The sequence below is a fragment of the Blautia sp. RTP21359st1_E11_RTP21359_211015 genome (assembly GCF_040910705.1).
GTDB classification, from domain to species: Bacteria; Bacillota; Clostridia; order Lachnospirales; family Lachnospiraceae; genus Blautia_A; species Blautia_A fusiformis.
In genome coordinates, this window is record NZ_JBDGAB010000085.1 from 1 (window position 1) to 11,126 (window position 11,126).

At 47.7% G+C, this 11,126-nt stretch carries 6 protein-coding genes and 1 pseudogene; 6 read left to right on the forward strand and 1 reads right to left on the reverse strand.

Annotated elements, in window-relative coordinates:
• The 3 genes from AB5026_RS17945 to AB5026_RS17955 form a co-directional block, all read left to right on the forward strand.
• Positions 1-2,148, forward strand: a 2,148-nt coding sequence (locus tag AB5026_RS17945) for a glycosyltransferase (protein ID WP_368214077.1), incomplete at its 5' end; no start/stop codon positions are given.
• Positions 2,124-4,571 carry a glycosyltransferase family 2 protein gene (locus AB5026_RS17950; protein WP_368214078.1) on the forward strand — a complete coding sequence of 816 codons (2,448 nt, stop codon included), beginning with the start codon at positions 2,124-2,126 and terminating at the stop codon, positions 4,569-4,571. The genes AB5026_RS17945 and AB5026_RS17950, both read left to right, overlap by 25 nt.
• Positions 4,572-4,582: 11 nt before the next feature.
• Entirely contained in the window at positions 4,583-6,022 is a 1,440-nt protein-coding gene (locus tag AB5026_RS17955; RefSeq protein ID WP_368214079.1) for an ArnT family glycosyltransferase, read from the forward strand.
• Between the two features lie 108 nt (positions 6,023-6,130).
• Here the strand turns inward: AB5026_RS17955 and AB5026_RS17960 are convergent, their stop codons facing one another.
• Positions 6,131-7,378, reverse strand: coding sequence for a D-alanyl-D-alanine carboxypeptidase family protein (locus AB5026_RS17960; RefSeq protein ID WP_173739809.1), 1,248 nt, complete (start codon positions 7,376-7,378; stop codon positions 6,131-6,133).
• Between the two features lie 181 nt (positions 7,379-7,559).
• On the opposite strand from AB5026_RS17960, the gene AB5026_RS17965 reads away from it, so the two are divergent.
• The 3 genes and pseudogenes from AB5026_RS17965 to AB5026_RS17975 all read left to right on the forward strand — a co-directional run.
• A complete protein-coding gene (locus AB5026_RS17965) occupies positions 7,560-9,419 on the forward strand; it encodes a glycosyltransferase family 2 protein (protein ID WP_021651910.1) in 1,860 nt (619 codons plus the stop codon).
• A gap of 4 nt (positions 9,420-9,423) precedes the next feature.
• Positions 9,424-10,380, forward strand: a complete 957-nt coding sequence (locus AB5026_RS17970; RefSeq protein WP_147602830.1) for a glycosyltransferase family 2 protein — start codon at positions 9,424-9,426, stop codon at positions 10,378-10,380.
• A gap of 108 nt (positions 10,381-10,488) precedes the next feature.
• Positions 10,489-11,126 (forward strand): annotated as a pseudogene (locus tag AB5026_RS17975) (undecaprenyl-phosphate glucose phosphotransferase); the annotation flags it as partial.

An 11,126-nucleotide genomic window follows, 5' to 3' on the forward strand; every position in this document is an offset into this window, starting at 1 on the left:
CTTCTCAACAGGAAGCTGGATGTGCCTACTATTGTGGCCTTTGACCATGATCTTGGCGGCGGTGCAACGGCTTATCTTGTGGAAAAAAGACGTCTGGCTCTGCGGGAAGGATACCGTTTTGTGACCATCCGCTATAATATCGTAAGCAATCGTTTTTACTTTACGTATCAGTATAAGCAGTATGAGATGGAATTTTTTGCAAATGATCTGGAAACTGCCCTTGGTGAGCTGATGCGTGTGGATGAGATCTGGATCAACGAGCTTGTGACCTATCAGAATCTTTACGGAACCCTGGAACGTATCCTGCGTCTTAAGAGAGAGCAGGGTGCGAAGCTCCTTATGCTTCTTCATGATTTCTTTGCCCTTTGCCCGGCAGTGAATCTGATTGATGCAGAAGGAAAATATTGTGGTGTTCCATCCTGTGAGGTCTGCGATAAATGTATTCCGGATAACCGCAGCAATGCCTGCACAGAATACGGAACCGGAACGCTCTGGCGTACAAAATTCCGGGAATTTCTGTCAAACTGTGATGAGATCCGTGCATTTTCCGATGATACGGCAAGGCTGTTCAAGCGTGCTTATCCGGATGTATACAATCTCCATGTGATCCCGCATGCACCCCATTACCTTCCGGCAGTGAAAAAAAATAAAAAAACCACAGAGACCTTTAACATTGGTCTTATCGGCGTACTCTGCTACAAAAAAGGCCTGGAGGTTGTGAAGGCGCTTGCTGGATATATCGAAGAGAATGGACTGAATATCCGTCTGAGACTGATCGGTACTTCCGACGAAGAGATCGAAAGTCCGGTATTTTCCCAGACAGGAAGATATACAAGAGAGGAGATCCCAAGACTTACCCTGGAGCAGGATATTGATATGTTCCTGATCCCGTCCGTATGGCCGGAGACCTTCTCCTACACAACCTCGGAGATCATTTCCATGGGATTTCCGGTAGCGGTACTTCCGGTAGGTGCACCTGTAGAACGTGTGAAACGCTATGCCAAGGGCCTTGTTCTGAAAGATGAGAAGCCGGAGAATATTGTGGAAGAGATGATTTCTCTGTGGAAAACTCTCGGCGAAAGTGAGCTCCCTGTGGAAAAACGCAGGCTTCTTTTTGTAGGAGAGGAGATTTCCTTTGCCTCCAGATATCGTGTGGAGCATTTCCGGGAGCAGCTGATCCTTAAAGGCTATGCATCGAAGTTTATCCAGATAGATCAGGCAGAGCAGGAAAAGATCGAGGAATATACAGCGATCGTGATGTACCGCTGCAGCAAGCTGATGGAAGCAGAACTGCTTGCCAACCGGGCGAAAGCAGCCGGAATCCCTGTTTACTATGATGTGGATGACCTAGTATTTAATTACGAAAAAATTTCCGGGCTGCATTTCCTGAAGGGAAGCGAGTACAGTGACTTCCGCACAACTACAGACCGTATCCGCGGATGTATGGGATTCTGCGACGGATATTTTACATCTACGGAGACACTGGCAGGAGAGATCCGGGAAGAATTTCCGGAAAAACCGGTGGTGATCAACCGCAACTGTATGAGTATGGAGATGGAGATCCTGTCTCACGAGGCTGTGGAGCAGACAGACAAGGCTAAAGACCGGATCTATATCGGATATTTAAGTGGTTCCAAAACCCATGATCAGGATTTTGCCCAGGTGGAGGCAGCACTTCTGGAGGTGATGGAGCGCCACCCGGAGGTTTACCTGAAGTTGGTGGGTGTGCTGGATGAATCCGGAATGGAGCCGGTGCAGAACCGCATCGAGAAGCTTCCGTTTATGGACTGGAGACAGCTGCCTGCCGTGATCGCAGGACTTGATATCAATCTGATGCCGCTAGAGAACAGCCTGTTCCACTGGTGCAAATCCGAGAATAAGTGGACAGAGGCTGCCCTTGTAAAGGTTCCGAGTGTCATGAGCCGTAACTGTGAGATGGAATACGTGGTCGAAAACGGAAAAGATGGCTGGATGTGCACCACAAAAGAAGAGTGGGTCAATGCCCTGGAAGCTCTGGTTACTGATGAGAAGGCCAGAAAAGCCATGGGTGAGGCCGCACATCAGAAGGTTATGGAACATTACCTTACAGTAAATACCGGAAAGGATGCAATGGAGGAATTGTTATGCAGCGAGAGCTATACGAAGTAGAAAAGGACAGGTTTGACCTGAAGGACAGTTCTCTGTATCACCTTCAGGGAACCTGGCCGAAGGATCATAAGCCGGAAGCCGTTCTTGACGGGGAAAAGCTTCCGGCAGCCATCAGTGCCCAGGAGCGTGTCAGCGCCCTGGAGCGCTTTAAGGATCTGGATCTGGTAAACGGAGAACGTGTGCAGATGGAAATCTGCCTGCCGGATCTGGAGGGCAAAAAGAAGCTTGTTGTTTATGCGGTAAAGGGTGAAAAACGTATCCGGTGGTTTTCTGTTCCTGCAGCACAGCTTTACAGGAAACAGGGAAAACCGCAGTACTTTATTGAGAGCATCGAGGTGGAAGCCGGGGAAAAGATCTGCCGTGTCCGTGGCTGGGCAGCCTTTAACAGCCCCCTGACCATAGGCCTGGAGGATCGCAGCCGGAAGGAAATCCCCTGCGAGATCACCAGACTGAAACGTGTGGATGTACAGAATCAGTACCAGGAAACAGAAATCGATGAGAAGAGCGGTTTTTTCTTTGAATTCCATTATGACAGTGTGAAGGAATTCTACATTGTATTTGAGGCAGGCAATGTGCGGACGCTTCGTCTGGTACATCTGCAGCCACAGAAGCGCCTTGCGGAGAAAGCTGCGGTATATTTCCGTAAGGGAAGCCGTTACATGAAGCTTCACGGGGCAGCAGCCCTTACCGGAAAGGTATTTGGAAAGGTGCTGGACCGTAAAAACCGTCCGGTGGATTATTCCAAATGGATCGTGAAGCATCTGCCGGACAAGGCAGAGCTTGCAGAAGAAAGAAAAACGAAATTTTCCAGGAATCCAAAATTCAGTATTGTGATCCCGCTTTACAAAACACCGGAAAAATATCTCCAGCAGCTGGTAGATTCCATAGAAGCCCAGACCTACGGGAACTGGGAGCTCTGTCTTTCCGACGGAAGCGGAGCAGATTCTCCTCTTACCGATTATCTGAACAGGCTGGAAAAAAGTGATGACAGGATCCGTGTGATCCGCAACGACCAGGCACTTCAGATCGCAGAGAATACCAATGCGGCCATGAAAGCGGCAACAGGAGATTTTATCGTGTTTGCAGATCATGATGATGAGCTGACGCCGGACGCCTTGTTCCGGTGTGTGAAAGCGCTGAATGAGGATCCGGAGCTTAAGGTTCTGTATTCCGATGAAGATAAGATGTCTATGGACGGGCACAAATTCTTTCAGCCGCATTTCAAACCGGACTTCAATATTGATCTTTTGTGTACAGTAAACTACATCTGTCATCTTTTTGTCGTAAAAAAAGAGATCGTGGATCAGATCGGAATGCTGAAAAAGGAATTTGACGGTGCACAGGATTATGATTTTGTGTTCCGCTGTGTGGAAGCTGCGGGAAGAGAGCAGATCCATCATATCCCCAGAATCCTTTATCATTGGAGATGCCATGAGGATTCCACAGCAGAGAATCCGGAAAGCAAGATGTATGCCTTTGATGCAGGAGCACGTGCCATCAAGGCTCATTATGACAGGATCGGAGTTCCGGTGGAAATCGAAAAGGGTGAATATCTTGGACTTTACCGTACAAAATTCCTCTGGGAGGAAAAACCGCTGATCTCCATCATCATCCCAAACAAGGATCACATTGATGATCTGAAGAGATGTATTGATTCCATCGAAGAAAAGGCAACTTACCGCAATTATGAGTATGTGATCGTGGAGAACAACAGTACGGAGGATGAGACCTTTGCTTACTATAAAGAGCTAGAAGCATCCAATCCGAAAGCCCATGTGGTGTACTGGGATGGTATTTTCAACTATTCTGCCATCAATAATTTCGGAGCTGCTCATGCTAAGGGTGACTATCTGCTTCTTCTCAACAATGATACGGAGATCATCAGCCCGGACTGTCTGGAGCAGCTTCTGGGATACTGTATGAGACCGGATGTGGGAGCTGTAGGAGCGCGGCTCTATTATGAGGATGATACCGTGCAGCATGCAGGAGTAGTCGTTGGCTTCGGCGGTATTGCGGGACACTGCTTTGTGCAGCAGAAGAGAGACGCTACCGGATACTGCCACAGGATCATCTGTGCCCAGGATTACAGCGCTGTAACCGCAGCCTGCATGATGGTGAAGCGTGAGGCCTTTGATAAGGTTCACGGATTAAGTGAGGAATTTCAGGTTGCCTTTAATGACATAGATTTCTGCCTTCGTCTGGGAAAAGCCGGATATCTGGTTGTATACAATCCTTATGCGGAGCTTTATCACTATGAATCCAAATCCAGAGGTCTTGAGGATACACCGGAGAAGGTGGCAAGATTTAACCGCGAGATCGCTTCCTTTGAGAAGCACTGGCCGGAGATCCTCCGTGACGGAGATCCTTACTATAATCCGAACCTTACACTGGAGAGCCAGGATTTCTCTCTGAAGCGGATATAGGAGGTTATATTTTGGAAAAGAAAAAAATCTGGAAGGATGAGAGAGTTCAGGCAGGGGTTCTTGTCCTAGCAGCATTTCTGCTCCTGACTGCATGGGCGTTTATGCAGCCCCTGGGGGCAGGCCCCGATGAAAAAATGCGCTACATGGTGGCACAGTATCTTCATGAGCATCCGGGAAAGCTGCCTCTTGGAGATGAGCCAACCATCCGTGATGCGACATGGGGGATTTCCTATGCTTATTATCCGATCCTTTCCTATATGGTATCTGCTGTATTTATGGGGATCGCAGGTCTGTTCCATGCATCTGCAGACGGATTACTCCATGCGGCGAGGATGGCAGATGTGCTCTTTGTGACTGGAGCGGTATATTTTGTGGTGAAAGCATCCGGAAAGCTTTTTCCGAAAGAGGGAAGATGGCTGTTTGCCGCACTGGCAGGCTTTATGCCGCAGGCATTGTTTCTGGGAACATATGTAAATACGGATTCCTTGGCGCTTTTATCCATGGCGATGATCCTGTATTCCTGGTCCTGTTATCTGGAAGCGGGAGACTGGAGCTTCAGAAATTCGATCCTTCTGGCTGTTGGAATGGCAGTCTGTGCACTGTCCTACTATAATGCCTACGGATGGATCTTATGCAGCTTTCTGTTTTTCTGCCTGACAGTCCTTCTGTGCAGGGAAGAGCCGGTAAAACAGAGAGTTGCATTTCTGCTCCGGAGAGGGATCGTGATCGCGGCAGTAACCTTTGCCTTATGCGGCTGGTGGTTTATACGAAATGCCGTTCTCTATGACGGAGATCTTATCGGAAGAAAAGCCTGTGCACAGTGTGCGGAAAAATATGCGGCTGTTGATTACAGACCGTCCAGATACCCTACACCGGAGAAGCTGAACTGGTCATGGAAGGATATCCTTCTGTATCAGGACCCGGGCTGGCAGCATAACTGGCTGCTGACAGTTCTGGTAAGCTTTATCGGAACCTTTGGCCTGATGCAGATCTATATGCCTTATAGTGTGAGCAAGGCATATTTCCTGTTCTTTGGAATGGGTGGGATCGGTATTTTGACCATGCTGGGAATATTTTATCCGAAGAAACGTACTGTGGTAAAAGAACGAAAAGCAGCAGGAAGTGAAAAGCTGAAGATAAAAACAATAACCGTGTACGATAAATGGGACAGAAAAGGGATCTTTCATCTGCTGCTGATCCTTCTGATCCTGATCCCTGTGGGTCTGTTTATGTATTATGTATATTATAGTGACAACCAGGCACAGGGACGTTATATCATGCCGGCACTGTATCCGGCCATGTATTTTGTGACAGCCGGCTGGAATCGTCTGCTTGAGCGTTTTGTAAAAAAAGAAAATATCAGAAGGTGGATATACCGGGTCCTGACAGCACTTCTGGCTGCTTCGCCGTTTTTATGCTATATCTTCCTGGTAGTTCCGTTTTATGGCTGACACCCAGATGGTGAGATGGCAGAAAAAAATCCCTTCTATGTATCCGGATATGACCGGTACATAGGAGGGATTTTTTGATTCTGAAATATATCCGCCAGGGGACCAAGATCAGGAACGGATGATCCGGATCATGCGCCACAGCAGAAGGATAAGGAGCAGGATGCCCACACCGCCAATGGCAAAATACGGGATCTGGGATCTGGATTCGGAATAAGCTTTTGCAGAATCCATGTTTTCATCATTTTCCAGTACATCGGAGGAGCTTTCCTGGGAGGAATCCTCGACAACTGCAGTTCCCACCTGAGTTCCGCCAAAGGAATAGGTGCGTAAGATCTGACCATCAGATTCCGTATCTTCCGTAGTCAGGTCGTCTGCGGTCGCACCGGATGGAACCATTACAGTGCCGCCGGACAGGATGTGAAAATCATCCTCGCTGAGATTCAGAAGCTGGAAATTGGAAAAACCGTAATCCAGAAGTGAGATCGCTTCGTTGGCTGTCTGACCGGTCGCCCCGTTCATGACTACTGCGATCAGAGTAGTACCATTTCGCTGTGCAGCTGTGACAAGAACGCTTCCGGAAGCAGTGGTGGTACTTTCACGACCGCCGATACATCCTTCATAATAGGAAGCGGATGCAGGATCTGTCATGGTAAAAGAGCTTGTCAGGTTACGGGTACCGCCGGAAACATTGGTAGCCGGGATCGTATAGGAGGTGGCTCCGGAGATGGTGCGGAAGCTGTCATTACGGATAGCCGCCTGCATGATCAGAGCCAGATCATGTGCTGTGGTATGCTGGTTGTCATCCGGGAGACCGGTAGGATTGGTGAATACCGTATTGGTACATCCCAGCTCCTTGGCACGGTCGTTCATTTTCTGGACAAAGGCATCTACAGATCCACCGATCTGTTCTGCAACCTGGAGTGCAATGTCATTGGCAGAGGCCAGCATCAGAGCATAAAGGCACTGCTCCATGGTAAATACCTCTCCGAGCTGTGAGGAAATATGAGCGCCTCCGTCTGTAACACCGGATACGCCGGTTTCTGTCATGGTAACCTGATCGTCAAGCTGGCTGTTCTCCAGTGCCAGAAGACAGGTCATGATCTTAACTGCGCCGGCCGGAGAAAGCGTGGTGTCCATATCCTTGGCATAGAGGATCGTATCGGAAGTATCTTCCATGATCACGGCAGATGCGGAAGTGATCTCAGGCCCCTGAGGCCATCCGCTGATCCCATTGGTGGTAATACCGGAGGATACAGCAACAGCGGTTTCTTCTGTGGCGAAAACTGGAGTCTGGAACACCATGGAAGCGGAGATCCCAATAGCCAGAAGCGCTGTGGTTATTCTTGATTTTTTCATGATAAATGGTACTCCTGTATAAAAAATAATTCTTATGTAAGCAATACATACGTAAGCTCAGTATAACACATTTCCTCTCTTCCTTGCAAAAAAAATGATGGAATGGTAAAATATGTTCATCAAACTGTTACTGAGAACAGAGTGAACAGTAACATCAAACTGAGTAATACGGAGATAATATATGAGTAAAGATGATTCTACAGGAAAGATCCAATGGGACAGACTTATAAAGAAGCTTTCCCCCTATACAGTACAGAAGGGCTTAAGATACCTGAAGCATTATGGCCTGAAAGAGTTCTGGATCCGGCTTCATGAACGTTTTGAACCGGAAGAGGTTCCTTACGGACCATGGTATGAGGCATACAGACCTGACGAGGAAACACTGGAGAAGCAGCGGAAACGCAAATTTCCGGATGGGCCGCTGATCAGCATTGTGGTACCTGCATATCTGACACCGGAGCGTTTTTTAAGACAGATGCTGGACTCTCTCCTTGCACAGACATATGAGAACTGGGAGCTGTGTCTGGCAAACGGAAGCCCGGAGGATCCGGACATGCAGACTGTGCTGAGATCCTATGCAGAGATGGACAGGAGGATCCGCTATCAGGATCTGAAAGAGAATCTTGGCATTGCAGAAAATACAAACGCAGCTTTTGCCATGGCAGAGGGTGATTTTATCGCACTTCTGGATCATGATGATCTGCTGGCACCTAATGCATTGTATGAGATCGCGGCGGCACTGGAGGAGCATCCGGAGGCGGATGTGATCTATACAGATGAGGATAAGGTCACGACAGATCTTTCTGAACATTTTCAGCCCCATCTGAAACCGGACTTTAACCTGGATCTTTTAAGATCCAATAATTATATCTGCCATTTTCTGGTGGTAAGACGTTCCGTAGTGCAGACGGTGGGCGGATTCCGCCGGGAATTTGACGGCGCCCAGGATTATGATTTCATTTTCCGCTGTGTGGAGCAGGCCAGGGAAGTGGTCCATGTACCGGAGATCCTTTATCACTGGAGGACCCATAAATCCTCCACAGCAGATAATCCGGCAAGCAAGATGTATGCTTTTGAAGCCGGCAGACGTGCCATTGAGGGGAATCTCAAACGGACCGGAACTCCGGGAACCGTGGAGCATACTCCGGATTTTGGATTTTACCGTGTGAAGTATCCGGTGCAGGGAGAACCTCTGGTTTCTGTTATCATTCCGAACCGTGAGGAGAAAGAAACGCTTCAGGCCTGCGTGGAATCCATTTTTGAAAAAACTGCCTACAAAAATTACGAGATCATCATTGTGGAGAATAACAGCAGCTCCGAAGAGATCTTCCGGTATTACAGAAAGCTTTCGGAGGATCCCAGGGTCCATCTGATCCGCTGGAAAAAAGGCTTCAACTATTCTGCCATCAACAATTTCGGGGTGCGCCATGCCAAAGGAGATTACCTGCTTTTTCTGAATAATGACGTAAAGGTCATCGATCCGGACTGGATGTCAGAGATGCTGAGCGTGTGCCAGCGTAAGGAAACAGGTGCAGTTGGCGTCAAGCTGATCTATCCGGATAACACCATTCAGCATGCAGGCTGCGTGGTGGGAATGGGCGGAATTGCCGGGAACATGTTTGTGAATATGCCGGCAGAGCGTACCGGATATCTCCATAAGGCTTCTCTTCTGCAGGATATGAGCTGTGTGACTGCAGCATGTATGATGATGAAGAAGGAAGTTTTTCTGGAGGCAGGAGGCTTTACGGAAGAGCTTGCAGTTGCGTTTAATGATGTGGATCTCTGTCTGAAGGTGCGAAGCCACGGCCATCTGATCGTCTATGATCCGTATGTGAAGCTCTATCATTACGAATCCAAGTCAAGAGGCACTGAGGACAGCGAGGAAAAGGTCCGCCGTTTCCAGACGGAGATCGAATACATGCGCTGTCACTGGCTGGATATCCTGAAAAAAGGAGATCCATACTATAACAAAAATCTTTCTTTAACCAAATGGAATTATTCCCTGAAGCCCCTTCCGGGAATGGGAAAGAAGAAGGGATAAAGCAATGCAGGAAGTAACAGTAGTCATACCAAACTTTAACGGAATGGCATATCTGGATGGTGTTCTTTCCAGTCTTGAAAGACAGACTATCCGTAATTTTGAGGTTATACTAGTGGATAATGGTTCCACTGATGGCAGCTGTGCATTTGTTTCAGCGGAATATCCATGGGTACACATGATACAGCTTCCGGAGAATTACGGCTTCAGCAGAGCCGTCAATGAAGGGATCCATGCGGCACGTTCCCCATATGTGCTGCTTCTGAACAATGATACGGAAGCGGAACCGGATTTCCTGGAGGAGATGGTTGCTGCCCTGCGCAGACATAAGAAGGCATTTTCCTGTCAGGCAAAGATGATCCAGCTTCATGACAGGGACAAGATGGATGATGCCGGAAATTATTACTGTGCCCTTGGCTGGGCTTTTGCTAGGGGAAAAGGCAAGGATATCCGCCATTATGACCGAGAGCAGAAGATTTTTTCCACCTGTGCGGGAGCTGCGATCTACCGGAAGAAATTTATTGACAGGATTGGAGATTTTGATGAGGAGCATTTTGCTTATCTGGAAGATCTGGATATCGGCTATCGTGCCAGGATCTGCGGTTATCAGAACTGGTATGCTCCAAAAGCGAAGGTTTATCATGTAGGAAGCGGCACCAGCGGCTCCAGATATAATCAGTTCAAGATCCGGTATTCTTCCAGAAACAATATTTATCTTATCTATAAGAATATGCCGTTTTTCCAGATCGTGCTGAACCTTCCGTTTTTTCTGGTGGGATTCGGTGCGAAGATCCTGTTTTTTGCGTCCAAGGGATTCGGACGTGAGTACCTTGCAGGCATCAAAAACGGCTTTCAGATCAGCCGCAAAAACAAAAAAGTCAGATTTTCCATGAGGAATCTTCCGCGTTATATACAGCTCCAGTTTGAACTCTGGATCAACATTTTTAGGCGTTTTGCCGGTTAAGACATCATATTTTCACAGAATTTTTATATTTCGGAGGGAAGATTTTATTGCTTTTGAGTTTCATCTATTATAAGATAAAAGCAATGAACTTAAATGAGGTGGCGGAAATTGATTAAAGACAACCAGAAAAATTTCAGTCGTCTCCATATGCTGATCGATGTATTTGTGATCGCGGCCTCCTATGCCCTGGCCTGGTTGATCCGTTTTCAGGGAATTTTTGAACATTCGGCGGTCCAGTCCAAGACCGTCCAGGAATATATGTTTATGCTGATATTCATTATTCCGGGATATTTACTTCTTTATCAGGCCTTTGATCTTTATACACCGATGCGAATGCAGGGGCGTCGTCTCGTACTTGCCGGAATTGTGAAGGCAAATGCGTTAGGGCTCCTTATCATCATGTTTGCACTTTACAATTTTAAAGAGCTGGACTATTCCCGTCTTACTCTGGTTTCTTTCTGTGTGATCAATATCGTCCTGGAATGGTTTGTGCGTATGGTCATATTTTACATTCTCCGGGATATGCGCAAAAAAGGAATGAACCAGAAACAGGTGCTGCTGGTAGGATACAGCCGTGCTGCCGAGGAATATGTAGACAGGATCCTGCAGAATCCGCAATGGGGATACGTGATCAGGGGCATACTGGATGACAATGTGCCGGCAGGCACTACTTATAAGGGCGTTAAGGTGATCGGTCGAATCGCCAATCTGATGATCATCCTTCCATCCAGTCGTCTGGATGAGAT

What these genes read in the sequence shown, in the direction of transcription:
- AB5026_RS17950 (WP_368214078.1), top strand. Translation starts at nt 2,124, where the DNA reads ATGCAGCGAGAGCTATACGAAGTAGAAAAGGACAGGTTTGACCTGAAG.
- AB5026_RS17960 (WP_173739809.1), bottom strand. Translation starts at nt 7,378, where the DNA reads ATGAAAAAATCAAGAATAACCACAGCGCTTCTGGCTATTGGGATCTCC.
- AB5026_RS17965 (WP_021651910.1), top strand. Translation starts at nt 7,560, where the DNA reads ATGAGTAAAGATGATTCTACAGGAAAGATCCAATGGGACAGACTTATA.
- AB5026_RS17970 (WP_147602830.1), top strand. Translation starts at nt 9,424, where the DNA reads ATGCAGGAAGTAACAGTAGTCATACCAAACTTTAACGGAATGGCATAT.